A 24854-nucleotide genomic window follows, 5' to 3' on the forward strand; every position below is an offset into this window, starting at 1 on the left:
GTCGCTGGTTCTCGTCGTTCTGCGTCGTTTCCCGGGGGAAACCGGGGAGATGATCATGTCCTCTTCGCGGCTTTCGCTGCCAGCTCGCGCGTACCTACTCTACCGCCCACAGCTCCCCCTCCATCCCGATACGAAGCCAGCACGCGGCCGGTGGCGTCGGGTCAAGGCACGCTTCCCGGCCTTGACGCGGCGCTACCGGCCGTTGTCACGATCAAGCTTCGGGATGGTGCTTACCGCCGACTGGGCGTAACACGGTGACGCCTGACGGCGACCCGGGTTGTACGACTCATCGGCGAGGGAGGCTCGACGTTGGCTGAATGGCTCAGACGCGCCGTCGGCGGGCGGCGCTGCGCAGCTGCACCGAAGGCGGCCACGCCGCCCGGCCGGTCGGCAGAGCGGAGCGGAGCCGGCCGTGCCGGGCACGGGCGTGGTCGCCAACGGGAGCAGCTGCGCAAGGCGACCGGCGCGCCGCCCGGCGGCGCGCCCTTGATCCTATAGAGCGGAATTCGGCAGTCGTCATGAATAAGAAGTGCAAATCTGGCGAGCGCAGGCTAACCTTCAGCTTGAGTATTCAGCCAGAGGAGGCGGGGTAATGCCCGAAAAGAATCCCGATAAGGGTTCGGAAGTCTTGCAACGCATCGAAGTGGAAGACCTTTTTGGCCGTCTTAGTTACAACATTGTTCCGGAGCCACCGGCGGATGGACCTGGCGGAATATCAGACAGGTTGATGCTTCTTTATGGCGACAATGGTTCAGGAAAGACAACAATTCTTAAACTCGTCTGGGATCTTCTAAGTCCAGCAACATCGAGGGGCCACCGATCAAGGGTGGCACGTACACCGTTTCGTCGCATTGCACTTACACTCAGCGACGGCACCGTCATCGAGGCGATCAAGAAGGCGGAGCTAGTCGGTGATTTTGTTGTTTTAGTGCACTATCCTAGTCGAAGGTCGCAAATCAGAGTTGACTATGAAGTCAATAGTCAGATGGCGATCCGGTATGACGATCTCGACTTCGGCGACATTTCGCGAATGACCACTGAGAACATACTGAAGCTCAGTCGGAAGTATGGCCAGAAGATAAAGCGCAACGATGACGGCGAGTACTTGGGATTCTTGAAGGATTGTGCGATTGCTCCCATTTTTCTCGCCGATGACCGGATAATCTATAGCGATCTGATTGACGAAGAAGAGACTGCACGTGCCGAACGGCGCCCTCAAGGCGATCCTGATGCCGCCAGGAGAAGTGTCAGCGAAGAGGTTCTTTTTTGTATGGATCGCCTAAGCCAACAGTTAAGGCAGTTGACCATTGGAGCGCAGGCCATTGGCTCCCAAAACGCGACGAGCCTCTACATGGACGTACTGGAACGTCTTGGTGATACAGCGTCCGATTCGCGAGTCGTCGACGACGTTAACCTTGAGAAGCAGATCATAACTCTAGGCCTCCGCAACGAAAAATTTGAACAGCTGGGCTTCTCGCCTAGCTTTCCCGCAGGCGCCTTTCTTACCCTTGTAAGCAAATTGGACGATCAGGCAAAACAGGTTGCAAAAGGCGTACTCGGGCCATACTTTGTAAGCTTGGAAAAGCGCCTCGACGCCTTGCAAGAAGCACAGGGGATAACTCAAACTCTTCTGGACCAGGCGAACAGTTTTCTTCGCGGAAAGTACCTAACCTTTAGGCCACGTGAGGGTATACGAATCGTCACCGACTCGGACTCGTTGCTGGACCCGACGAATCTATCCTCAGGCGAGAGGCAACTCGTACTTCTTCTTTGCTACACAATGCTAGCAAGGCAGACTTCTCGCTTGTTCATTATTGATGAGCCCGAGTTGAGCTTGAACATCAAGTGGCAGCGGAGAATTATCGACGCCCTGCTCACTTGTGCCGCTAATAGTGGAATTCAGTTCATCGTGGCGACTCATTCGATTGAGCTAATAACAGGCTACCGGGAAAGGTTGGTCCGACTTGCCAACACTAAGAGAACCTGACGACGACCGGCGCACGATCGAGGAACTAATAACGCTCTACAGCATAGAGCCTGGCCTAAGGGATGTGATTGTTGAAGGAAGGATGGATAAGGCGTTTATATCTTGGTACGTGCGCGAACATGACATCGAGTCGACAGTCTATGCGATCGACGATCTCGCCTATGTTCCCGCAGAAGTCCTTGAATCGCGAGGTATCGAAATGGGGAACCGCGGACGCGTCCTGGGATTAGCGTTTGAGGTGAACGGGAAGATCGGCCCTCACTCGTTGACCTTTACAGTAGACAGCGACTTTAGGTTCTTAATAGCCGACGGAATGACCTATCCAGATAGCGTGCTTTTTACCGATTTTTCATCCATTGAAGGCTATGTACTCAACCCGCGCACGCTCGAGAAGTTCCTCAGATTAGTAGTCGGCACAACCGAAGAATCAGGTGACACTCTCCTTAAGCGCATACAATCAGCCCTAGTCGAACTCTACTTTGTCAGGGTATCAATCAAGAGACTGAACTCCGGTGATGGATTAGTCGACAATGTTGAGCGTTGCCTTAGCTTAAAAGATCACGTAGCCACTCTTGACGCAGTCGAACTTATCAAGCGTTCGCTTCGAGAGAGGGATCTGAAAGAACTGGCGCTTACGAGCTACTCTGAACTGGTTTCGACGCATGGCAAGTCTACACTTGAGCATATTCGGGGCCACGACATTGCACGAATTATCATTTTTACTCTTAGACTAGGAAAGAAGCTCGGACCCGCAGAAGCTGTTGAAAAATCATTAGTCGGATGCCTCGAACTCGTCGATCTCGATCATCATCAGATGTTTATTCGCCTGAGAGAACGACTTACGGCAGCCTGATATTCTACAACGCTACTTAATATCCATGACGTAGCGTAGCTCATAACGATCGGCGGGAAATAGAATGTCAGCCGTCTCGACCGCAAGATCGTCCTCCGCGCCGATACGATCAGCGACACGGAAGGTCTGCACGATCTGCACAACCGGTCGGTTCGCGGGGATGTCAAGGAGTTTTGCTTCCTCGGCGGTCGGCGTGCGGATGTCCAGTCGTTCCTCGACCTGGTTGACCTCGTGCCCAATAGCAGAGAACCGGTCGACGATGCCCCTGTCGGCGTGCGGGCCCTCGTGCGGCAGCTCGATGTCCGTCCCGCCCGTGATCGCCAGCGGCTCCCAAGCGAGGCTGCTCGTGACAGGCTGCGGCGGGTTTCCCATCCGGATGAAGTACCGAGTGCAGGTAACCGGATCACCCTCGTTGATACCCAGCCGTTCGGCGACATTGGCCGGCGCCGTCGTCTTGGTCGTCTTGTGCTCGACCTGCATCTCGACGTTCGCGGCCTCGGCCTCGCGCACGTACGTGCGGGCCTCCTGACCTCGGAAGTAGCGCAGCGGCGCGATCCGGGTCAGCTTGTCCAAGCGGCGGACGAACACACCCTTCCCCCGGATACCGTTCGCGAAGCCCCACTCCCGCAGCAGGCGCATCGCTGCGCGCGCGGTGATGGGTGAGACGTCGTGGATCTCGCAGAGCTGCGCCTCGCTCGGCAGTTTCTCCCCGTCCTGCGGTTTCGACGCTGTATCAGTGGCGGACCAAGGGCTACGGTCCGGCCGGCCGTCGGATCGGCAAGTACGTTCGGTACCGCCAGGAGGATGTCCGTTCGTGGGTGGACCAGCTGTCGGATGAGGTGGCGTGATGCCTCGCCCTCAGCTGGAGATCGGGACGTACGGGGAGATCCGTTATTCGGCAACTGCGAAGGGCTGGCGGGCACGCGCGCTGTTCCGCGACTTCGACGGCCAGACGCGGGAGGTCGAGCGCTCGGGGAAGACCAAAACCCAAGCTGCGAACCGGCTTCGGGCTGCCTTCCTCAACTGGCAGGCTCAACAGCCGGGGAGATCACGCGGGAGACCCGGCTCAAGGATCTCGCCGCCGTCTAGATCGAACAGGTCCAGCAGGACGTCCGGGAGGGCATCAAGTCGCCGACGACCATCACCACGTATGAGTCCATCCTCAAGCGGCACGTGGTCCCGGGGATGGGTGAGCTGCGGGTGCGCGAGGCGACCGTGATGCGGCTGGACCGGTTCCTTGGCGCGCTTCAGCGGACCGTCGGGGCGTCGACGGCGAAGACCGCGAGGACGGCGCTGTCGGGGATGCTCGGCCTGGCCGCGCGGTACGACGCGATCGACAGCAACCCGACGCGGGACACCCGCCGTATCCCGAAGAGCAAGAAGGAGCCTCGCGCCTTGGACGCGGAAGAGCGTACGAAGTGGCTGGCGAGAGTCGAGGCCAACGAGAAGGCGCGGCGCTGGGAGCTGCCGGACCTCTCGCGCTTCATGATGGCGGCGGGTGTCCGAGTCGGCGAGGCGCTGGCGACGTTCTGGGAGGACGTCGACTTCGTCGCGGGCACGGTGGACATCACGCACACGGTCGTCCGGGTCAAGGGTGAGGGCCTGCTCCGCAAGCCTCGGCCGAAAACGGAGTCGAGCATGCGCGCGCTCCCCCTGCCTTCGTGGGCGCTGGCCCTGCTGGAGCGGCGATGGGCTGAGGCGAAGGCGGATGGCCGGCCACTGGCGAGCCCGATCTTCGCCAGCACGACCGGCACGCTGCGGGATCCGAACAACATCCTGCGGGTCCTCCGTGAAATCCGGGAATCGGACGACTTCCTGTGGCTCACGTCGCACAACTTCCGGAAGACGACCGCGACCGCTCTGGACGACGCGGGCATCCCGACGCGGCTGATCGCTGATCACCTCGGTCACTCACGGATGTCGATGACGCAGGACACCTACCTGGGCCAGAAGACGGGCGACCCGGTCACGGCACAGGCCCTCGAAGGGCTCTTGGATAAACCGTCGGACCCCAATTCCGGGGATAACCCCGGGGAGCCGATCTTGACCGGTAGCGACCGACAGGCCGCTGACCAGGGAGTTTGAGTGGGCCGCCTGGGGCTCGAACCCAGAACCTACGGATTAAAAGTCCGCAGCTCTACCAATTGAGCTAACGGCCCGCGCCCCCAGTTTAGCCAGGCCCCGGTCCACCACCTCCACACCGGGGTGCGGCTGAGGGGCGCCCCGAAGGTCAAGACTGGTTCTCGGCCGCTCGCCCGCCCATGATGCAGGGATGCCTGGTTCCCTGCTGATCCTCACCGGGCCGCCCGGTGCCGGGAAGTCGACCGTTGCCCGGCTGGTCACCGAGGGCGCGCCGCGGGCTGCCGTGCACCTGCACACCGACAGCTTCTACGTCTCGATCCGGACCGGGTTCGTGGCGCCGTACCTGCCCGAGGCCGCGCGGCAGAACGAGGTCGTGCTCGGGGTGATCGCCGAGGCCGCCTGCGGGTACGCGCGCGGGGGCTACGACGTCGTTCTCGACGGTGTCGTCGGGCCGTGGGCGCTGGAGCCGTTCCGGGCGGCCGCGAAGCGGGACGGTCTGGACCTCTTCTATGTCGTCCTGCGGCCGGACCTCGAGGCCACCCTCGCGCGCGGGACCGCTCGCGGTGCCCCGGAGCTCACCGACGTCGAGCCGCTCACCGGCATGCACGCGGCGTTCTCCGCGCTGGGTGAGCTGGAACGAAACGTCATGGACACGACGGACGACACGATTGAAGAAACCGCCGAAGCGGTGCGGCAACGCGCCCGCTCGGCGGCCTTCAGGTTGTGACGCTCCTCAGTGGACGAACGTCGTCAGCACTGCACGAACAGGCCGGTGTAGGCCGTGCACTTCTTCGACGCCTTGTCGTTGGCCGCGGCGGGGTCGGCCGGGGTGCTCGCCGTTCGCTGAGCCGTGGCCGTGAACGCGCCCCAGGCGAAGAAGCCGCCCTCGGAGGTGAACTTCGCCGTCGCCGACGCGCCCGGGGAGAGGTTGCCGATCGCGCAGGTCAGGGTCGTGCCCGAGCGGGTGCAACCGGTCTGGGACGTCACCGTGCGGCCCGAACCCGCGTTGGCCGTCACGCGGACGCCGGTCGCGGTCGCCGGGCCGGTGTTCGACACCGTGATCACGTAGTCGACGCGGGCGACCAGGCCGGGACGCGGGGTTCCGGTCAGCGCGACCTTGACGTCGGCCTCGTCCGGCGCGGCGACCGTGAGGGCCGGGCCGTCCTCGACGCCGAACGCGTAGTTGTCGCCGGCGAACTGATGCTGCAGCGTGAACTGGCCGGGGTCGACGTCCTCCTTCACCCGGAAGGTGAAGGTCACCGTCTTGCTCTCGCCGGCGCCCAGGTCGCCGACACCGCCGCGGAAGCTGCTGAGGTACGGCGAGCACGCGATCGCACCGGTGCAGGAGACCAGGTTCACCAGGTCGACGACCGGCTTTTCCTTGGTGTAGAGCGCGGCCTTCGCGCCGGTCACCGTGAAGTCCGTCGGGTTGTACAGCTGCTCGGTGACCGTGAACGTGTCGCCCGCGTGCACGGTGGTCGCGCTGACGTCGATCGAGCTGGGTGAGGGCGCCGCGGACGCGACGGCGGGGGCCGCGATCAGGGCCGCGGTCGTCAGCGCGGCCAGTACTGCGGTTCTTCGTCCGGTTCGCTGCATGTCTTGATCTCCTGGTTCCGAACCGAGGGGCGCCGCTCCGGCCGGGGAAACCGGTGTGCGCAGCGGGGGTGACGAAGATCAGATCGGCCGTCCCCGAAATTCGTTACCTGGTTCTCGAAACCGTGTCTGAACTGGGGTTTCCGGGTCGTTGCCTGGTCACCGGACACCCCGGCGCCCCGAAAATTGTCGGACCCCCGTGGCACGCTCCGCACATGACCGAACACAGCACCCCGGTCGCGGCCCCGGCCCGCTTGACCGGCCCCCGCGAAGACCCGACACCGCTCGCCGACGAGCGGCAGGCCCTCACCGAGAGCCTCGACTACTACCGGCGCACTTTCGAGCTGAAGTGCACCGGTCTGGACCCCGGCCGCCTGTCCGAACGCTCGGTACCACCGTCGACGCTGACCCTGCACGGGCTGCTGCGGCACCTCACCGGCGTCGAACGCTGGTGGTTCCGGATCCAGTTCGCCGGCGAGGACGTCCCGAACCTGTACTACTCCGACGACGACCCGGAGCAGGACTTCACCTCGCTCGACGGCGACGTGGACGAGGCCTTCGCGCTGTGGCACGCCGAGTGCGCGCGCTCACGGGAGATCGTCGCGGCGAGCTCGCTGGACCAGACCGGCGTGCGACGCAGCACGGGCGAACCGTTCGCCCTGCGCTGGCTGATGCTGCGCATGATCGGCGAATACGCGCGGCACTGCGGTCAGGCCGACCTGGTCAGGGAGCGGATCGACGGCGTGACGGGCGAGTAGCGGCTCAGGCTTGACTGATCAGGAAGGAGACGTATTCGAACTGGTGATGGCCGAGTGAACGCAGCAGTTCGGCGTCGGCGGTGCCTGCGGTGTCCTCCGTGGACAGAGCACTGCTCTTGACGGATGAGGGTGCCGGACGCGGGCGCGTGCGATGCTGACGGCATGAGTGTCGACCCTGATTCCGGACTGCTGTCCCCGGTACGGGCCGGTACGCCGGCCGAAGCGTCGACCGGCGACGAGGCTTGGCTGCGCGCCATGCTCGACGCCGAGGCGGCGCTGGCGAGGGCGCAGGCGCGGCTCGGGACGGTACCGCCCGAGGCCGCGGAGGCGATCACGGCGGCGGCGGGCAGTTCGCGGATCGACGTCGTCGAGCTGGCGCGGGGGTCGCGGGCGACCGCGAACCCGGTCGTCGGCCTGGTGAAGGCGCTGACGTCGGCGGTCGGCGGGACTGCGGCCGAGTACGTGCACCGCGGCTCGACGAGCCAGGACATCTTCGACACCGCGATGATGCTGGTCGCCGTCCGGACGCTGCGGCCGCTCGCGGCCGACCTCGACGCCACCGCCGAGGCGCTGGCCGAGCTGGCGCGCACGCACCGGGACACGACCATGGCCGGGCGCACGCTGACGGCGCACGCGGTGCCGACGACGTTCGGGCTGAAGGCGGCGGGCTGGCGGCAGCTGGTGCTGGACGCGGCCGTCCGGATCCGCCGGCTGCTGGACGGCGGTCTGCCGGTCTCGCTCGGCGGGGCAGCGGGGACGCTGGCGGCGTACGTCGAGTACGCCCGCCTGGCCGAGGGCGAGGGGCAGGGGCAAGCGGGATGGGGTGGGGCGGGGGGCGGGGGGCCGGAGGTCGGCGGGGGTGCCGCGGGCTACGCCGAGCGGCTCGTTGCCGCGTTCGCGGAGGAGACCGGGCTGGCCGTGCCGGTGCTGCCGTGGCATTCGCTCCGGACACCCGTCGCGGACCTCGCCGGGGCACTCGCGTTCACCGCCGGGGCGCTGGGGAAGCTGGCTGTCGACGTCGCGACGCTGACCCGGACCGAGCTGGGTGAGGTCGTCGAACCGGCCGCCGATGGGCGAGGTGGGTCGTCGGCGATGCCGCACAAGCGGAATCCCGTGCTCGCGACGCTGATCCGTTCGGCCGCGCTGCAGGTGCCCGTGCTGGCCGCCGGGGTCACGCAGTCGATGCTGGCCGAGGACGAACGGTCGGCTGGGGTGTGGCACGCCGAGTGGCAGCTGGTGCGGGAGTGCCTGCGGCTGACCGGTGGGGCCGCGCACACGGCAGTCGAGCTGGCGCGCGGGCTCTCCGCCCGGCCGGAGCGGATGGCGGAAAACCTGGCGTCGACGCACGGGCTGATCGTCTCGGAGCGGCTCTCCGCCGTGCTCGCGCCGCTGCTCGGGAAGGCGAAGGCCAAGGAGCTGCTGGGTGAGGCGTCGCGGCGGGCTGTTCAGGAGGACCGGCCGCTGCGGGAGGTGCTGGACGAGCTGCCCGCCGTCACCGGGGTGCTGACCGCGGCCGCGCTGGACGGGTTGCTCGATCCCGCCGGGTACACCGGGGCCGCCGGTGAGCTGGTCGATCGTGCGCTCGGGCAGGAGGCCAAAAAAGTTTGAACCGCCTCCGGCGGGTGTCCGTGTAGTGGGTATCAGGCCGCACCGAGCGGCGGGAAAACCCAACGGACACAAGGAGAACTTCCATGCTTCGCACGCGCATCGCCGTCTCCGTCGCCGCGGCGGCAGCCGGGCTGGCAGTGCTCACCGCTTGCTCGGGTGCCGAAACTGCTCAGCCGGTCATCGCACCCGCAGCGGCCGGGGGCACCGGTGGCGGCCAGATCGCCAACGGCCAGGTCGGGAACGCCGCACCCGCGTCGAACGAGTCGAAACTCGTCGTCGCGGACGTGGCCAACGTCGGGCAGGTGCTCACCGACCAGAACGGGATGACGCTCTACCGGTTCGACAAGGACACGGCGAAGCCGCCGAAGTCCAATTGCGACGGTGACTGCGCCAAGGCCTGGCCGCCGATGCTGGCGACCGGGGACGTGCAGGTGCAGGGGGTCGACAAGAACCTCGTCGGGAAGGTGACGCGGTCCGACGGGACCGAGCAGATCACCGTCGGCGGGTGGGCGCTCTACCGCTACGCCAAGGACACCAAGGCCGGCGACGCGACCGGGCAGGGTGTCGGCGGGGCCTGGTACGCCGCGAACGCCAAGGGCGGAAAGGCCGGGCAGGCCGCGGCCGAAGCCGGTGCCGTCAAGCTCAGCGCGAGCAAGATCGACGGGCTCGGGGACGCGATCGTCGACCAGAACGGGATGACGCTCTACCTGTTCACGAAGGACACCAAGAAGGCCAAGACGTCCGCCTGCAACGGCGACTGCGCCAAGACGTGGCCCGCGGTCCTCTCGAACAACGGCAAGGTCGAGCTGCAGGGCATCGACTCGAAGCTGCTCGGCAGCATCAAGCGCGCGGACGGCACCGAGCAGGTCACCATCGGCGGCTGGCCGGTCTACACCTTCGCGAAGGACCTGAAGCCGGGTGACGCGAACGGCATGGGCGTCAACGGCACGTGGTTCGTCATCGAGCCCAACGGGTGCAAGGTCGGGACCACCCCCAGCACCGCCGCCAACCAGGCTCCGGCCGACAGCGGTGCGGGGAGCAGCAATTCCGGCTCCGGTGGCACCACCTACTGAGCCACGAAACTCCTAGTGGGCGAGGCCCGGCGGACGCTCTTCGCGAGCGGCCTCCGGGCCTCGCTCGTCGTGGTGGCGGCGCAGGAACGACCGGCGACGCGGGGTGGTGTCCTCGGTCGCACCGACGACGCGGTCGCGGTCGATGACTTCGGTGTGCTGCTCGGCGAGGGCGGGCTCGTCGGCCGTCTCGTCCTCGGGCAGCAGGATGGTGCGGCGGGCCGGCAGGACCGCGATCAGCAGGCCGAGCGCGGCGACGCCGAGGTGCAGCCACGTGTCGGCGGGACCCATGTCCAGCGGGTTGCCGGCGGTGGCGAAGGGGTTGTTCGAGATGAGGCCGTCGATCATCAGGCCCCACACGAACAGCAGGCCGTAGCCGATGAACAGCAGCCAGCCGAACGTCCTCGCACGGCCCGAGCCGAACGCCAGCAGCAGGCCGATGACGCCGGTTCCGACGCGGACGAGGCTCATGAGCGGGTTGGCGGAGAACCGCCAGAAGCCCGCGTCGTGGTGGCCGGCGAAGTTGCCGAAGCCCGTCCTGGTCAAGCCGATGATGCCGACGACGAGGAACGCGATCCCGGCCAGTCCGGCCAGCACCTGCGCCGGCTGCAGGCCGCGAACCCGGATGCGTGCGCCTTTCGCGTGAGTCATGACTCCAGTCCTTCCCAGCGAGTGGTGACGACCGTCACCGCACTCGGGTACCCCGTGACCACGGTGAGCGAAACGACGGTGCTTGCCCGCGGGCCACCTGCGCGTTCGCGTCAGAACCCCTGGCGAGAGCTATCCCACAAATTCACCCGGTTCAGCGAACAGCGCGGGGCACTCCCGGCAATCCGGGTCATGCGCAAGCTGAGCGGGATCTTCCTGGTGGGGTTGTGCGTGGGGGCGATCGGGGCGGTGGTGGTCACGGCGCGTCACGACGTCCCCGCGGCGCCCGCGCCCCTCGCGGCCGCGGAACCGCTGACAACGATGTCCGAAACCCCGGTGAACACACCGACCCCCACGCCGAGCAAGAGCGCCGCGCCGACGCCGAAGAGCGCGCCCAAGGTGGCGGCCGGGGAGCTGGACCGGCTGATGCCGAGCGGGACCGCCAGCGCCGTGGTGTTCGACCGGCAGAGCGGCGCGGCGACCGTCTCCGTGCGGGCGGACCGCGGGTACACGTCGGCGTCGCTGGTGAAGCTGCTGATCGCGCTCACCGTGCTGGACCGGGGCGGGCCGGCGGCGTCGGTGCAGAAGATGTTGTCCCGCAGCGACGACGGGCTCGCGAGCGGGTTCTGGTCGGCGTACGGCGGGCCGGCGATCGTCACGCGCTGGGCGGTGAAGCTCGGGCTCACCGGGACGAAGCCGCCCGCGGACCCGGGGCGCTGGGGTGACACGCGGATCACCGCGCGGGACGTCGTGCGGATCTGGCAGTACGTGCTGGAGCACGCGCCGGGCGCGGTCACGGCCGCGCTGCGGGGCGCGACCGAGCGGGGGTCCGACGGGTTCCGGCAGTACTTCGGCATCCCGGACGCCGCCGGTGGCCGGCCGTGGGCGGTCAAGCAGGGGTGGTCGTGCTGCGGGCCGACGCGGATGCTGCACACCTCGGGCGTGGTCGGCGACGGCGACCGCTACATCGTGGTGGTGCTGAGCGAGCACCCCGCGTCGGTCGACTACGCGACCGGTTCGAAGCGGGTGACGGCGATCGTCACCGCGCTGCTCGGCTGACGCTCACTGGTCGGTGTCCGCCAGCGCTCCGTGCGCGCCGGACTTCGGCAGCGGCCACGGGAGGACGCCGCCCGTCGTCTCGGCTTGGCGGCCGGCCGGGGCCGGGCTCGTGGTGTGCGCGCCGATCCACGCCAGCACGTCGGGGATCTGGGACTTGAAGGTGTTCATGTTGTGGCCCGCGTCCCGGATGCGCCACGACGTGAACTGCACCGGTGGCCGGGCCGCCGCGCGGATCTGGTCGATCGCGTAGCTCTCGTAGCTCTCCTTCTCGCCGGAGATGGCGAGGATCTGGACCGGGGACGGGTGGAGGCGGACGTTGATCCGGACGTTGTTGGCGTCGTTGATGTCCTGGCGGCCGTGGAACAGGTCCTCGGTCTCGGCGTCGACCTGCGCCTTGTCGTAACCGCTGACGCTGACCGCCTGGCCGTACCATTGGGGGTGGCGGGTCACCAGGTTCATCGCGCAGTAGCCGCCGGACGACCAGCCGGCGATCGTCCACGCCTGGCGGTTCGCGGAGACGCCCAGCTTCTGCAGGGTCCAGTCGCGCAGGTCGGCCGTCAGGTACGTGTCGTTCGCCGTTCCGTTGACCTCGTCGACGCATTCGGTGTCGTGGCCGACCTTCGGCACGCCCGTCGGGTCCGGGACGACCACCACCGTCGGCGGCAGGACCTTCTTCGCGATCGCGGCGTCGAGCTGCTCCGGCATGTGGTATCCGCTCGTGAAGACCTCGGGGCCGGACGGGTAGTTCGGGATCCACTCGATCGCCGGGAAGCGCAGTTCCTTGTACGCCGCGTCGAAGTACTGCGGCGGCAGGTACACCGTGACGTCGCGGGTCAGCTTGGTGCGCCGGCCGGTCACCTTCATGTGGACGACCGTGCCCTTGCCCTCCTTCGCGTGCGCCACCCCCGTGTCGCGCAGCTTCTCGAGGTCCTCGCCGTTCTGCGCCGCCTCCGCGTCGGTGCCCTGGCCGGCGTACACGCCGGTGCCGAGCAGGGACCCGACCGTCGGGAAGAAGCCGCCGATCATGTTGCCCGCCATGCCGGTGGTCAAGACCAGCAGGACGACCGCGAGCAGGATGGTGGCGCTGCGCCACAGGCGCTTGCGCTTCCAGCGGTCCCAGAACCACGGGACGGCGATGATCGCGAGCAGCGTCAGCACGACCACCACGATCATGTTGACCGGCGAATCGAGCCGGATGCCGCTCAAGTTCATGGGGTTTGTCCTTCCGGGCGGGCAGTGAACGCGCACCCGGAACCCCCCGGACTCGCGTATATATCACGTTTGAGCCCACGGACAAGTTGCGGCCCTGTGACTTCTGTCATAGGGCCGCAACGCACTCCGAACTCAGCGATTTCTCAGTTATTTCCCCAAAGCGCGGGTCAGCACGGTGATGGCCTGGGTGATCGCGGCCTCGGCGGCGTGGGTCTCGCGCAGGGCGTTGACCATCACGAAGTCGTGGATGATCCCCTGGTACCGGACGGCCGTGACGGGCACGCCCGCCTGACGCAGCTTCGCCGCGTACGCCTCGCCTTCGTCACGCAGGACGTCGGCCTCGCCGGTGATCACGAGGGCCGGCGGCAGGCCGGCGAGCTCGTCGAGCGACGCGCGCAGCGGGGACGCGGTGATCTCCGCGCGCTGGGCGGGGTCGGTCGTGTACTGGTCCCAGAACCACTTCATGCCTTCGCGGCCGAGGAAGTAGCCCTCGGCGAACTTCAGGTACGACTCGGTGTCGAAGTTCGCATCGGTGACCGGGTAGAAGAGCACCTGCTGCTTGAAGGTGACGTCGCCGCGCTGCTTGGCCAGGATCGTCAGCGCCGCGGTCATGTTCCCGCCGACGGAGTCGCCCGCGATCGCGATGCGCGAAGTGTCCAGCCCCTGCGAAGCACCGTTCGCAGCAACCCACTTCGCGACGGCGTAGCTCTGCTCGATGGCGACCGGGTAGCGCGCCTCCGGCGAGCGGTCGTACTCCGGGAACACGACGGCCGCGCCGACGCCGGCCGCGAGTTCGCGCACCAGCCGCTCGTGGGTGTGGAAGTCGCCGAACACCCAGCCGGCGCCGTGGATGTAGACGATCACCGGCAGCGGGCCCTCGACGCCCTCGGGACGGACGATCCGGGTCTCCACCTCGCCGGTCGGGCCGCCCGGGACCTGGATGACCTCGATCGACGCCGGGGCCATGGCGACCTCGCCGTCCTGGACGCCGTCGACGGCCTTGCGCCCTTCCGCGGGCGGCAGCTGGAACAGGTACGGCGGCTGGTCGGTGGCCTCGGCGAACGCCTGCGCGGCCGGTTCGAGGGCCAGGTTGTGCGGGTTGGCGGTCATGTCGTCCTCCTCGGGTTCGAAGCTGATGCGACCAAAGTAGCTCGCAACTCAGTTGTGCACAACTTAATGACGTCCAATGAGATGCAGGGCACTTAAGTTGCCACGCAGTCCGAGGTCGGGAACCATGGAGTGGTACGAGAGAGGAGGCCGCCATGGCATCGCTGCGGCTGGACGACCAGCTCTGCTTCGGGCTGTACTCGGCGTCTCGCGCGGTGACGTCGCTGTACCGGGTCGTCCTGGACGACCTCGACCTGACCTACCCCCAGTACCTGGTGATGCTGGCGCTCTGGGAACGGGACCACCGCCTGGTCAAGGAACTCGGCGCCGAGCTGAACCTCGACTCGGGCACGCTCTCGCCGCTGCTCAAGCGGCTGCAGACGGCCGGGCTGGTGGTCCGGAACCGGCAGGCCGACGACGAGCGGTCGGTCCGCGTCAGCCTGAGCGAGGCCGGGAAAGCGTTGCGCGAGAAGGCGCAGGGCATCCCCGACGTGATCGGGACAGCGATGAGCCTGGACGACGCCGGGGTGGCCCGGCTGCGCGCCGAACTGGACCGCCTGACAGAGTCGGTGAACGCCTATCGGGAGGCTCTGGCACCGGCATGATCAACCACGACGACGCACTGAAGGCCGTCGAAAGCAGCTTGGACCGCCCTTCGGCGGCCCGGATCTACGACTACTTCATCGGCGGGCACACGCACTACGCGATCGACCGGAACTTCGCGGAGAAGGTCCGCGCCCGGCTGCCGCTGATGGGCGAGTACTGCCTGACGAGCCGTCAGTTCCTGGGCCGCGCGGTCCGGCAGTGCGTCCGCGAGGGCATCCGCCAGTTCGTCGACATCGGCTCGGGCCTGCCGACCGCGGGCAACGTCCACGAGGTTGCAGATGACACCAGTGCGCAACTCGACACGCGCGTGCTCTACATCGACAACGAGCCGATCGCGCTCGCGCACTCGACGTTGCTGCTCGCCGACACCGCCGACCCGGAGCGCCACCACGCCATCGCCGCGGACTTCCTACAGCCGGAAGACCTCTGGGACCGGGTGACCGCGTCCGACGTCATCGACGTGCGGGAGCCGATGGCGCTGGTGATCAACGCCGTCATGCACTTCGTCAAGGACGAGCAGAACCCGGACCGGCTGCTCGACTTCTACCGCGACCGGCTGCCGTCCGGGTCGCTGCTGGTGCTGTCGCAGATGACCAACGAGAACCCGGTCAACGACGACGAGCGCCAGGCGCTGATCGACCTGCTCGAGTACTACGAGACCACGACGAACCCCGGGTTCCTGCGGCCGATGGCCGAGTTCGAACGCTTCTTCGGCGGCTGGCCGATGCTGGAGCCGGGCCTCGTCTACGCGCCGGCGTGGCACCCCGACGAGCAGACCGTGTTCGCCGGGTCGCCGTCCGAATCGCGGGTCATCGGCGGCGTCGCCCGCAAGCCTTAAGACGCTTCGCGCAGTCCTTCGAGGACGTCGAGGACCGCGCTCTTGCCCAGTTCGACGGCTTTGCGCAGCACCTCCGGGTCGCGCTCCAGCACGGCGACGTCCGGGGACCCGGCCGGCGGGCGGATGCTCAGGATCCGCGGGTCCGACGCCAGGGTCTCCTCGTCCTCGACGTCGCGGCGGTAGGTGTCGCGCCACGCGGGGATCGCGCCCGGGGCTTGGCGACGCAGGAAGCGCGGCACGACGACGTCGTAGGCGCGCGGGGGCGGGAGGGGTAGTTCGTCCGCGCGGCGGGTGCGCAGGACGAGGACGTCGGTCGCGTCCTGGGCCAGCGCCGTCCGGTACGGGATCGGTTCGGCGACGCCCGCGTCGACGAACCGGCGGCCCGCCATCGGGATCGGCGGTCCGGCCAGCACCGGCATGCACGACGACGCCGCGAGCGCGACCTTGATCGCGTCGACGTCGTCGAGAAAGGGGTGGAGGTCGGTCGACTCCCCCGTGTCGGCGTCGGTGGCCAGGGGGTGGAAGGTCACCGGGTTGGCCAGGATCGCCGGGAAGTCCATCGGTTCCAGGACCGAGTAGACCTGGTGGACGAGGTATTCGAGGTCGATCACGGCGCGGCCGCGCAGGGTGTGCAGCGGGTTGATGATGCGGCGCATGACGACCGGGTTCCACCAGGTGCGGACGCCGGTCGCGGAACGCCCGCTGAGCAGCCAGGCGCCGTTGAGCGCGCCGGCCGACGAGCCGTAGACGGCGTCGAAGACCGGGACGGCGCCGAGTTCGTCGAGTGCCAGTGCCATGCCGCTGGAGTACGTGCCGCGGCTGCTGCCGCCTTCGATGGCGAGCGCGAGGCGCCTGCCGTCGGTGCGTTCGCCCGGGACGCTGCCCGTCGCCAGCCGTTCGGAGATCAGTTCGAGTACCGGGTGCACTCCTCCCATCCTGGTCGTTTCGCGCGCGCAGTCGACCCGATTTATCCCACCCAGGGGGGTGAAGTGATGCGCGCCTCGTTGCACTGCAACTCGTTGCATAGGACCCTCGGGCCATGGCACTGGAGCACGCGATCCTCGTCTCGCTGTCCGAGCGCGCCGGTTCGGGCTACGAGCTGACGCGCCGGTTCGAGAAATCGATCGGGCTCTTCTGGAGCGCCACCCACCAGCAGATCTACCGCGTCCTGAAGCGGATGGAAGAGGCCGGCTGGGTGGCCGTCGACGTCGTCGCGCAGTCGGGGCGGCCGGACAAGAAGGTCTACACGGTCAGCGACGGCGGCCGCGCCGAGCTCGTCCGCTGGCTGGCCGAGCCCGATCCGAACGCGGGTCCGGTCGAACTGGCCGTGAAGATCCGCGGCGCCACCTTCGGCGACCCGGCGAAGGTGGCCGAAGAGATCGTGCGGCACCGGGCGGCTCACGCCGAGCGCCTCGACGTCTACCGCCAGATCGAAAAGCGCGACTTCCCCGCGCCCGCGGGCCTCCAGGGCCAGCACCTGCACCAGTACCTGGTCCTGCGCGGCGGCATCCGCGTCGAAGAGGGCCAGGTCGAGTGGTTCGACGAAGTCCTCGCCGCCCTCCACCACCCCAAGGACGCCTGATGACCCCGTACCCGAACTTGCTTTCGCCGCTCGACCTCGGTTTCACGACGCTGCGCAACCGCGTCCTGATGGGGTCGATGCACACCGGCCTCGAGGACAAGGCGGCGCACTTCCCCGAGCTGGCCGAGTACTACGCCGAACGCGCTCGCGGCGGGGTCGGCCTGATCGTCACCGGCGGGTTCGCGCCGAACAAGACCGGCTGGCTGCTGCCGCTGGCGTCGAAGCTGACGACGTCCGCCGAAGCGAAGCAGCACCGGCAGCTCACGGCTCCGGTCCACGAAGCCGGCGGCAAGATCGCGCTGCAGGTGCTGCACGCCGGCCGGTACGCCTACCACCCGCTGAGCGTTTCCGCGTCGAGCATCAAGGCGCCGATCAACCCGTTCCGGCCGCGCGCGCTGACCGGCTACGGCGTCCGCAAGCAGATCGACGCCTTCGCGAACTGCGCCGCGCTCGCGCGCGAAGCGGGCTATGACGGCGTCGAGATCATGGGCTCCGAGGGCTATCTGATCAACCAGTTCCTGGCCGAGCGCACCAACAAGCGCACCGACGCCTGGGGCGGCACGCCGGAGAAGCGCCGCCGGTTCGCGGTCGAGATCGTCAAGCGCACGCGGGAGAAGGTCGGCGAAGACTTCATCATCATCTACCGGCTCTCGATGCTCGACCTCGTCGACGGCGGCCAGCGCTGGGAAGACGTCGTCGCGCTCGCGAAGGAAGTCGAGGCCGCCGGGGCGACGATCATCAACACCGGCATCGGCTGGCACGAGGCCCGGGTGCCGACGATCGTGACGTCGGTGCCGCGCGCCGCGTTCACCTGGGTGACCGGGAAGCTCAAGCCGCACGTCGGGATCCCGGTCGTCACGTCGAACCGGATCAACATGCCGCAGGTCGCCGAGGAAGCCCTGAGCAGCGGTGCCGCCGACCTCGTGTCGATGGCGCGGCCGTTCCTCGCCGACCCGGAGTGGATCCGGAAGGCCGAGACCGGCCGCGAAGACGAGATCAACACGTGCATCGCCTGCAACCAGGCCTGCCTCGACCACGCGTTCAAGCGCAAGCTCGTGTCCTGCATGGTCAACCCGCGCGCGGGGCACGAGACGAAGCTGACCCTCGCCCCGACGCGGCGGGTGAAGCACGTCGCCGTCGTCGGGGCCGGGCCCGCGGGGCTGTCCGCCGCGACCGCGCTCGCCGAGCGCGGGCACCGGGTCGAGCTGTTCGAAGCCGACGACGAGATCGGCGGCCAGTTCGGCATCGCGCGGAAGATCCCCGGCAAGGAGGAGTTCGCCGAGACCATCCGCTACTACCGGCGGCGCCTCGAAGTCACCGGCGTGAAGCTGCACCTCGGAAAGCGCGCGTCCGCGGCCGAACTCACCGGCTTCGACGAGGTCGTGCTCGCCACCGGCGTCGCGCCGCGGGTGCCGTCGCTGCCCGGGATCGACCACCCGAAGGTGCTGTCCTACGTCGACGTCGTGAAGCACGGCAAGCAGGTCGGCGCGCGGGTCGCCGTGATCGGGGCCGGCGGGATCGGCGTCGACGTCAGCGAATTCCTCACGCACGCGGATTCCCCCGCGCTCGACCTCGACACGTGGATGGCGGAGTGGGGCGTCACCGATCCGGAGGCCGCGCCGGGCGGGCTCACCGAACGGAAGCCCGAGCCGTCGCCGCGGCAGGTGTACCTGCTGCAGCGCAAGAAGACCGGGATCGGTTCCGGGCTCGGCAAGACCTCGGGCTGGGTGCACCGGGCCGCGCTCAAGGCGAAGCGCGTCGAACAGCTCCCCGGCGTCAGCTACGAACGCGTCGACGACGACGGCCTGCACATCACCGTCGACGGCACGCCGCGGCTGCTCGAAGTCGACACGGTCGTCGTCTGCGCCGGTCAGGAGCCCGTGCGGGACCTCGCGGACGACCTGCGCGCCGCCGGGGTGCCGGTGCACCTGATCGGCGGCGCCGACGTCGCCGCGGAACTCGACGCGAAACGCGCGATCGACCAGGGAACGCGGCTCGCGGCCGCGCTGTAGCCCTTAATGCGTCCGGCACTGGCAGGATGGGGCCCGTGCGAGACGTATGCGTGATCGGGCTCGGGCTGATCGGCGGTTCGCTGCTGCGTGCGGCCGCCGCCAGCGGCCGCACGGCGTTCGGCGCCGCGGTTTCCGAAGGGGACGCCGACGCGGCCAGCAGAGCGGGTTACGACGTCACGACCGACGTCGAAGCCGCGCTGCACCGGGCCGCCGCCGACGACGCGCTGGTCGTGCTCGCGGTGCCGCTCCCGGCCGTCGAAGACCTGCTGCGGCTGGTCAACCAGCACGCGTCGCACTGCCTGCTCACCGACGTGACGAGCGTGAAAGCGCCGGTCCTGGACGCGGTCCGGCGGCGCGTGCCGTACACGCGGTACGTCGGCGGCCACCCGATGGCGGGCACGTCGAACTCGGGCTGGCTGGCCGGGGACGCGACGCTGTTCCAGGGCGCGGCCTGGGTCGTCGCCGTCGAAGAGGACACCGACCTCGAAGCCTGGGCCGAGGTGGCGGCGCTCGTGCTCGACATCGGCGCGCACGTCGTGCCGCTGCCGGCGGAGTCGCACGACGAGGCCGTCGCCCGGATTTCGCACCTGCCGCACCTGTTCGCGGCCATCCTGGCCACGATCGGCGCCGAGGGCGGCCCGCTCGCGATGTCGCTGGCGGCCGGGTCCTACCGGGACGGGACGCGGGTGGCGAGCTCGAACCCGCACCTCGTGCGCGCGATGACCGAGGGCAACCGGGACGCGCTGCTGCCGATCGTCGACGAAGCACTCGGGCGGCTCGGTGCCGCGCGCGGCTCGCTCGCGTCGACCGGCGGGCTGGCGGCCACGATCAACGCGGGTTATGAAGGCGCGCAGGCACTCGCGGCCAACCTGGACGCCGAGCGCGCGGGCGTCCGGATCAGCCTGACGGCGCCGGACGCCCGGCAGGGCCTGATCGCGCTCGGCGAGCGCGGGGGCCGGATCACCGGGCTGTCCGACGGGATCGCCACCGGCGAGGTCCAGTAGTTCGTGAAGGCCACCTTGAGGAACTTCAAGTTCCTCAAGGTGGCCTTCACGAACTTGGGCGACTACCGCGCGGGCGGGGTGTCCGGGGTGTCGTCGAACTTGTTGAGGAAGTCCTTGGCCTTCTCGACGCCGCCGTCGATCTGCGAGTCGTGGCCCGCGAACTTGGACTTCGCGAAGTCCGCCGCCTTGTCCAGGCCCTCCTCGATCTTGTCGTTGTGCTCACGCAGGGCCTCTTCGGCCTTGCCCTTCAACGCCTCGAAGTCGATTCCCATGCCGCAATTGAACAACACGAACCTCAGGTGCGCCTGTGGTAGGGCAGGAACCGCCGGACGAGCCGCAGCGGGGTGCGTTCCACCAGGTCGGGGCCGCGGACGGCGTCGAACGCCGACTCCAGCTGGTCGACGACGCCGGCGAGCTGCTCGCGGTCCGGCAGCGGCACCGACCGCGGTTCGCGCTGCTCGCGGATGGCGGTCGCCAGCTCGTCCAGCGCGGCCGTGAGCAGCTCGACGTCGGCCGGGTCCGGGGGCGGTACCCCGCGGCCGATCGTCACGCCGACCTCGGTGACCGCGTCCGCGACGCGTTCCTGCGCCGCGATCACCGGCCACCACGCCACCGCCTGGCGGCCGTTCGCCGACGGCTCGACGACGACCTGCTGGAACGCCGTCCGCAGGTCCGCCAGCGCCCGGTACGCGCCGCGGCGGGCTCGCGACCGAGCCAGCCGCGCCTCCCCCGAAGACGCCTCGACCAGCGCGCACGAGACGTACTTCGCGACGGCGTCCAGCCCGTCGGCCAGCCGGCCGCCGACCTGGGGACGGCGGCTGCCCGGCCACAGCAGGTAGCCGAAGACCAGCACGATCACGCAGCCGAGCGCGGTGTCGACCAGCCGCGCCACCACGACGTTCCAGCTGCCGGTGTTGGCCAGGTCCATCTGCAGGATGATCAACGGCGTCACGAACGCGCTGAGGATGCCGTAGTTGCGCACCTTCCCGACCGCGACGCCGCCGGCGAAGATCGCGATCAGCGCGACCAGGATCCAGCCGCGGCCGCCGGCGGCGAGCACCACGGCGCCGATCCCGACGCCCACGAGCGTGCCGATCCCGCGCAGCACCGCGCGGCCGAAGACGGAACCGAAGTCGGGCTTGAGCACGATCCCGACGGTCAGCGTGATCCAGTAGGACCGCTCGAACGGCACCAGCAGGCCGACGACCTCGGCGATCGCGACGCAGAGGGTCAGCCGCAGCGCGGCGATCCAGGTCAGCGGGCCGGACGCGAGCGAGCCCGCCCACGTGCGCAGGCGCCGGTACCAGGGCGTGGGCTCGCGGCGCTTGCGGTCGTCGCCCTTGCCGATCCGGACCAGTCCCGCGTACAGGGCGGCCAGGCGCGGATCGGCCTCGTCCTCCGGCGCCGGCGGCGGTTCCGGCAGCGGCTGGCTGGCCAGCACCGACGCCGAAAGCGCGACGAAGTGGTCGATGACCTCCCGCGGCGGGCGGCGCCCGGCGTGGACCAGCGCCACCGACGCCTCGACCGCGGGTGTCGTGGCCGACAGCAGGTTGAGCAGCTGGCGGTAGGCGGCGTCGCGGCCGGACAGCCACGAGCGCGCGGTGAGCAGCTGGTCGTAGGCGGTGTTCATCGCCGTGGTCAGCCGGTGGCGGGCCACGCGCGAGACGGCTTCGTCGGTCGCGGACAGCATCGCGGCCAGCTCGACGTAGACGTGCGCGACGGCGGTGCGCTCGGGGCTGGTCGCCCGGAACGTCCAGCTGACCAGCGCGACCAGGAAGCTCCAGGCCGCGCCGAGGCAGAAGTAGCCGAAGAGGACTTCGACGCGCACGCCGGTCGCGTGCTGGCCGGTGCCGAGCACGCAGAACACGAACATCTGCAGGCCGGCGACCGAGGCGTTGCTGCCGGCCGCGCTGATCAGCGCGGACACCGCGGCGACCAGGATCACCGCGGGCACGGACAGCGCCGGCACGCCGCCGGTGAGCAAGCCGACCAGGTAGCCGGCGGTCGCGGCGAGCGTCGCACCGCCCAGGCGTCGCGCGCGGTAGCGGTACGGGCCCGCCGATTCGGAGAGCACGGCGGGCAGCGCGCCGGTCGAGATGAGCGCGCCGACCGCGATGTCGCCCGCCGCGTAGGCCACTGCGAGCGGGACGGCCAGCGCGATCACGGCGCGGGCGACCATGTTCCACGGCACCGGGACCGGCTTGCTGCGCAGCAGCTGGGTCAGCCAGTGCGGCGCGGCGAGGTCGGGGCGCGGCGTGCTCACGCCCCCATCTTGACCTACGCTCACCGGCACGCTTAATTATCAATCTGTCAACAACGCGGGAGGTTCCGGTGGGCCGCAAGTTCTCCTTCGAGGTCAACCGCACGAGCACGGCGCCGCCGGAGGCGCTGTTCGAGCGTGAGGCCGAAGGCCCGCGCTGGGCGGAGTGGGGAAAGCCACTCATCGTGCAGGCCCGCTGGAAGCGGCCCGGCCCCGGCGTCGGCGCCGTCCGCGAGGTCGGGCTGTGGCCGGTGCTGATCCGCGAAGAGACCGTCGAGTACGAGCCCGGCCGCAAGCACGTCTACACGTTCTTCGGCGCCAACCCGATCAAGGACTACCGGGCCGAGGTGCTCCTCACCCCGACCGCCGACGGCGGCACGCACCTGCGGTGGACCGGGTCGTTCACCGAGCCGGTCAAGGGCAGCGGCCCGGCGCTGGCGGCCGGCCTGCGCGCGGTGATCCGGCTGTTCTCGGGCAAGCTCGTCAAAGCGGCCGAAACCGGGCGCTGACCTGGGTGCGCCGGGCCACACCAAGATCGCCCGGCGCAACTTCCGACCGCGGTCCCACGTCACTCTTTCGGGTGGTCTTTTGACCACCGCGGAAAGGGGGACGCGAGATGAAACGACTGGCGGCGATCGTCGTCGCGGCGGCACTGGCGCTGACGGCGTGCTCGGCCGACGAGCCGGACCAGCGGGAGTTCGGCACCAGCCAGCCCAACCCGGCGCCGGGCGGCGGCCCGGGCGCGACGACCCCGGGGCCGTACCCGTTCGGCACGGTCCAGCAGAAGGCGCCCGCGGTCGAGAACGGCCAGGTCCCGGTGGTCCGGCGGATCACCACCGACAAGCCGTACGTCTTCCTCACCATGGACGACGGCGCCGTGAAGGACCCGGCCGCGCCGAAGCTGATGCAGCAGAACGGCACCCACCCGGTGCTGTTCCTGAACCAGAAGTACGTGAAGGGCCACGAGGCCTACTTCAAGCAGATCCTCGACGCCACCGGCGCGACGCTCGGCGACCACACGGTCGACCACCCGAACCTCAAGGGCAAGCCGTACGAGTTCCAGCGCAAGGAGATCTGCGACGACGCCGACGACTTCCAGGCGTCACTCGGCGTCCGGCCGTCGCTGTTCCGGCCGCCGTTCGGCAACTACGACCAGAACACGCTGCGCGCGGCGGCCGCGTGCGGGATGCGCGCCGCGGTGCTGTGGACGGCCGCGGTCAACGACGGGCACGTCCAGTTCCAGTCCGGCGACAAGCTCAAGCCGGGCGACATCGTGCTGATGCACTTCCGGAAGACGTTCACCGAGGACTACACGGCGTTCGTCGAGCAGGCGAAGAAGGACGGGCTCATCCCCGTCCCCCTGGCCGACTTCCTCGGTTAGAGCACCACGGTCGGCGTCACGACCGTCCGGCGGCACGAGACGTCCCCGAGGTGCACGAGGATCTGCGTCGTCCCGCGCGGCACGTTGTCGAGCACGAACCGCCCGCCTTCGTCGGCGGTCGTCGACGACGTGCCGTGCTCGGCGACGCGCACCTCGACCCCGTACTGCCCGGCCGGCACCAGCCAGCCGTCGATGCGGTGCAGCTTGCCGATCTTGGTCAGGTTGATCATCACCGTCAGGTCGCTGACGGTGAACGTGATCGTGCCCGTGCCGCTGCCGCGGACGCCGGCGAGGTCGTCGAGCCGCTCCCAGCGGGCGACCTCGACGTCGAGGTCCTCGAGCGCGAGCGCGAACTGGACCCGCTGCACCAGGTCTCCCGGTGGCGGGTCGAACTCGTCGAGGAAGCTGCCGATCCCGGCCAGGATCAGGTCATCGGAAAAGGCCTCACCCGGCGCCCCGAGGTCGTTCATCGGCTTCCCCCTTCACTGACGAGGAGATCGCGCATCTGGTCGAGGCAGCGTCCTCGGGTCGGTCCGACGCTGCCGCGCGGCATGCGCAGCGCCTCGGCGACGAGCTGGTACTCCGCGCGGCCCGCGAGCACGGTCAGCCGGAGCAGTTCCTGACAGCGGTGGGGCAGCCGGACGAAGGCGCGCCAGACCCGGCGGTCGCGGTCGGCGCGGACGGCTTCGTCTTCGGGAGCCGGTTGGGTGCTCGGCATGGCGTCGGCGACTTCGTCGCTCAAGGGCACGGGCTGGATGCGGCGGCCGAACGGGTGGGTGGCCTCGCGGCGGGTGGTGGTGATCAACCAGGCGGCGAGTGCCTTGGGATCACGGAGCTTGCCGAGCTGGCTGAAGAGGGCGAGCCAGACGGTTTGCACGACGTCTTCGGCGACCGAGCGGTCGAGGCCGTTGGCGCGGGCGACGTGCCACACGAGCGGGGTCAGCTCGGCGACGAGGCGGTCCATCGCCCGGCGGTCACCGTCCCGGGCGGCCTGCATGCACGCGGCGTGCAGCTCGGCGCCGGTCAGGCCCTCCCAAGGCGGATCTACCTCTGTGGTTTGCACGTCGGTCACGGTATCTGCCCCTCTTCGGAAGAGTCTTCGAGTCGGCATTGGCAGTATCGCGGGTCCTTCGGGGGGAAGGAGCGTGCAGGTGGATCTCGGATACATCAAGGTCACTTACTTCGTGCGCTGGC

Annotated in this window: 25 protein-coding genes, 1 tRNA gene and 1 pseudogene; 16 read left to right on the top strand and 11 right to left on the bottom strand. The window is 68.7% G+C overall.

Features of this window, described 5'->3' with window-relative positions:
- The first annotated feature begins 592 nt into the window (after positions 1–592).
- A complete protein-coding gene (locus EIY87_RS01615; RefSeq protein ID WP_125305849.1) occupies positions 593–1987 on the top strand; it encodes an AAA family ATPase in 1395 nt (464 codons plus the stop codon).
- Positions 1965–2840, top strand: coding sequence for a hypothetical protein (locus EIY87_RS01620; RefSeq protein WP_125305850.1), 876 nt, complete (start codon positions 1965–1967; stop codon positions 2838–2840). Before EIY87_RS01615 ends, EIY87_RS01620 begins: the two co-directional genes overlap by 23 nt.
- A gap of 12 nt (positions 2841–2852) precedes the next feature.
- Here EIY87_RS01620 and EIY87_RS01625 read toward each other — a convergent pair whose 3' ends face one another.
- The gene (locus EIY87_RS01625; protein WP_225439645.1) at positions 2853–3542 is read right to left on the bottom strand and encodes a GntR family transcriptional regulator; all 690 of its coding nucleotides are present in this window, start codon (positions 3540–3542) and stop codon (positions 2853–2855) included.
- A gap of 17 nt (positions 3543–3559) precedes the next feature.
- Here EIY87_RS01625 and EIY87_RS48220 point away from each other — a divergent pair.
- Both EIY87_RS48220 and EIY87_RS01630 read left to right on the top strand, forming a co-directional pair.
- Positions 3560–3688 (top strand): annotated as a pseudogene (locus tag EIY87_RS48220) (helix-turn-helix transcriptional regulator); the annotation flags it as partial.
- Positions 3689–4025: 337 nt separating this feature from the next.
- The gene (locus tag EIY87_RS01630; protein WP_225439636.1) at positions 4026–4925 is read left to right on the top strand and encodes a site-specific integrase; all 900 of its coding nucleotides are present in this window, start codon (positions 4026–4028) and stop codon (positions 4923–4925) included.
- 1 nt (position 4926) lies between these two features.
- Here the strand turns inward: EIY87_RS01630 and EIY87_RS01635 are convergent.
- Positions 4927–4999, bottom strand: a tRNA-Lys gene (locus EIY87_RS01635).
- 113 nt (positions 5000–5112) lie between these two features.
- On the opposite strand from EIY87_RS01635, the gene EIY87_RS01640 reads away from it, so the two are divergent.
- A complete protein-coding gene (locus EIY87_RS01640; RefSeq protein WP_125305852.1) occupies positions 5113–5649 on the top strand; it encodes an AAA family ATPase in 537 nt (178 codons plus the stop codon).
- Positions 5650–5672: 23 nt separating this feature from the next.
- Here the strand turns inward: EIY87_RS01640 and EIY87_RS01645 are convergent, their stop codons facing one another.
- On the bottom strand, positions 5673–6518 hold the full coding sequence (locus EIY87_RS01645) for a COG1361 family protein (RefSeq protein ID WP_125305853.1): 846 nt from the start codon (positions 6516–6518) through the stop codon (positions 5673–5675).
- A 212-nt stretch (positions 6519–6730) separates the two neighbouring features.
- On the opposite strand from EIY87_RS01645, the gene EIY87_RS01650 reads away from it, so the two are divergent.
- From EIY87_RS01650 to EIY87_RS01660, 3 genes are all read left to right on the top strand, one after another.
- Positions 6731–7273 carry a DinB family protein gene (locus EIY87_RS01650; RefSeq protein WP_125305854.1) on the top strand — a complete coding sequence of 181 codons (543 nt, stop codon included), beginning with the start codon at positions 6731–6733 and terminating at the stop codon, positions 7271–7273.
- A 162-nt stretch (positions 7274–7435) separates the two neighbouring features.
- Positions 7436–8881, top strand: a complete 1446-nt coding sequence (locus EIY87_RS01655) for a class-II fumarase/aspartase family protein (protein ID WP_191983910.1) — start codon at positions 7436–7438, stop codon at positions 8879–8881.
- 83 nt (positions 8882–8964) lie between these two features.
- Positions 8965–9954: an SCO0930 family lipoprotein gene (locus EIY87_RS01660; protein ID WP_125305856.1), complete on the top strand. Its 990-nt coding sequence runs from the start codon at positions 8965–8967 to the stop codon at positions 9952–9954.
- A gap of 12 nt (positions 9955–9966) precedes the next feature.
- On the opposite strand, the gene EIY87_RS01665 is transcribed toward EIY87_RS01660, so the two are convergent.
- Positions 9967–10602: a DUF4383 domain-containing protein gene (locus EIY87_RS01665; RefSeq protein WP_125305857.1), complete on the bottom strand. Its 636-nt coding sequence runs from the start codon at positions 10600–10602 to the stop codon at positions 9967–9969.
- A gap of 189 nt (positions 10603–10791) precedes the next feature.
- Between EIY87_RS01665 and EIY87_RS01670 the strand changes: the two genes are divergently transcribed.
- The gene (locus EIY87_RS01670) at positions 10792–11658 is read left to right on the top strand and encodes a hypothetical protein (RefSeq protein WP_125305858.1); all 867 of its coding nucleotides are present in this window, start codon (positions 10792–10794) and stop codon (positions 11656–11658) included.
- A gap of 3 nt (positions 11659–11661) precedes the next feature.
- On the opposite strand, the gene EIY87_RS01675 is transcribed toward EIY87_RS01670, so the two are convergent.
- The gene (locus tag EIY87_RS01675) at positions 11662–12870 is read right to left on the bottom strand and encodes an alpha/beta hydrolase (protein WP_125305859.1); all 1209 of its coding nucleotides are present in this window, start codon (positions 12868–12870) and stop codon (positions 11662–11664) included.
- Between the two features lie 147 nt (positions 12871–13017).
- A complete protein-coding gene (locus EIY87_RS01680; RefSeq protein WP_125305860.1) occupies positions 13018–13980 on the bottom strand; it encodes an alpha/beta hydrolase in 963 nt (320 codons plus the stop codon).
- A gap of 152 nt (positions 13981–14132) precedes the next feature.
- Between EIY87_RS01680 and EIY87_RS01685 the strand changes: the two genes are divergently transcribed.
- Both EIY87_RS01685 and EIY87_RS01690 read left to right on the top strand, forming a co-directional pair.
- Positions 14133–14582: a MarR family winged helix-turn-helix transcriptional regulator gene (locus tag EIY87_RS01685; protein ID WP_125305861.1), complete on the top strand. Its 450-nt coding sequence runs from the start codon at positions 14133–14135 to the stop codon at positions 14580–14582.
- On the top strand, positions 14579–15421 hold the full coding sequence (locus EIY87_RS01690) for an SAM-dependent methyltransferase (protein ID WP_125305862.1): 843 nt from the start codon (positions 14579–14581) through the stop codon (positions 15419–15421). The genes EIY87_RS01685 and EIY87_RS01690 overlap by 4 nt, the downstream gene beginning before the upstream one ends.
- Here the strand turns inward: EIY87_RS01690 and EIY87_RS01695 are convergent.
- Positions 15418–16356: a patatin-like phospholipase family protein gene (locus EIY87_RS01695; protein WP_225439637.1), complete on the bottom strand. Its 939-nt coding sequence runs from the start codon at positions 16354–16356 to the stop codon at positions 15418–15420. The genes EIY87_RS01690 and EIY87_RS01695 overlap by 4 nt on opposite strands.
- Before the next feature lie 104 nt (positions 16357–16460).
- On the opposite strand from EIY87_RS01695, the gene EIY87_RS01700 reads away from it, so the two are divergent.
- Genes EIY87_RS01700 through EIY87_RS01710 form a run of 3 tightly spaced genes read left to right on the top strand, consistent with a single transcriptional unit; the run spans position 16461 to position 20019 of the window.
- Positions 16461–17003, top strand: a complete 543-nt coding sequence (locus EIY87_RS01700; protein WP_125305864.1) for a PadR family transcriptional regulator — start codon at positions 16461–16463, stop codon at positions 17001–17003.
- Positions 17003–19015 (top strand): NADPH-dependent 2,4-dienoyl-CoA reductase, encoded by a 2013-nt coding sequence (locus EIY87_RS01705; RefSeq protein WP_125305865.1) that lies wholly within the window; start codon positions 17003–17005, stop codon positions 19013–19015. Before EIY87_RS01700 ends, EIY87_RS01705 begins: the two co-directional genes overlap by 1 nt.
- A 50-nt stretch (positions 19016–19065) precedes the next feature.
- Positions 19066–20019, top strand: coding sequence for a prephenate dehydrogenase (locus EIY87_RS01710; protein ID WP_125306003.1), 954 nt, complete (start codon positions 19066–19068; stop codon positions 20017–20019).
- A 62-nt stretch (positions 20020–20081) separates the two neighbouring features.
- On the opposite strand, the gene EIY87_RS01715 is transcribed toward EIY87_RS01710, so the two are convergent.
- On the bottom strand, positions 20082–20291 hold the full coding sequence (locus tag EIY87_RS01715; RefSeq protein ID WP_086863118.1) for an antitoxin: 210 nt from the start codon (positions 20289–20291) through the stop codon (positions 20082–20084).
- 23 nt (positions 20292–20314) lie between these two features.
- Positions 20315–22282, bottom strand: a complete 1968-nt coding sequence (locus EIY87_RS01720; RefSeq protein WP_125305866.1) for an FUSC family protein — start codon at positions 22280–22282, stop codon at positions 20315–20317.
- A gap of 68 nt (positions 22283–22350) precedes the next feature.
- Between EIY87_RS01720 and EIY87_RS01725 the strand changes: the two genes are divergently transcribed.
- Both EIY87_RS01725 and EIY87_RS01730 read left to right on the top strand, forming a co-directional pair.
- On the top strand, positions 22351–22788 hold the full coding sequence (locus tag EIY87_RS01725) for an SRPBCC family protein (RefSeq protein WP_125305867.1): 438 nt from the start codon (positions 22351–22353) through the stop codon (positions 22786–22788).
- A 107-nt stretch (positions 22789–22895) separates the two neighbouring features.
- Positions 22896–23660, top strand: coding sequence for a polysaccharide deacetylase family protein (locus tag EIY87_RS01730; RefSeq protein ID WP_225439638.1), 765 nt, complete (start codon positions 22896–22898; stop codon positions 23658–23660).
- Here the strand turns inward: EIY87_RS01730 and EIY87_RS01735 are convergent.
- Positions 23657–24130, bottom strand: coding sequence for a carboxypeptidase regulatory-like domain-containing protein (locus tag EIY87_RS01735; protein WP_125305868.1), 474 nt, complete (start codon positions 24128–24130; stop codon positions 23657–23659). The two genes, EIY87_RS01730 and EIY87_RS01735, sit on opposite strands and share 4 nt — an antisense overlap.
- Entirely contained in the window at positions 24127–24732 is a 606-nt protein-coding gene (locus tag EIY87_RS01740; protein ID WP_125305869.1) for an RNA polymerase sigma factor, read from the bottom strand. Before EIY87_RS01740 ends, EIY87_RS01735 begins: the two co-directional genes overlap by 4 nt.
- Between the last annotated feature and the right edge of the window lie 122 nt (positions 24733–24854).

The organism is Amycolatopsis eburnea (genome assembly GCF_003937945.1).
Lineage (GTDB): Bacteria > Actinomycetota > Actinomycetes > Mycobacteriales > Pseudonocardiaceae > Amycolatopsis > Amycolatopsis eburnea.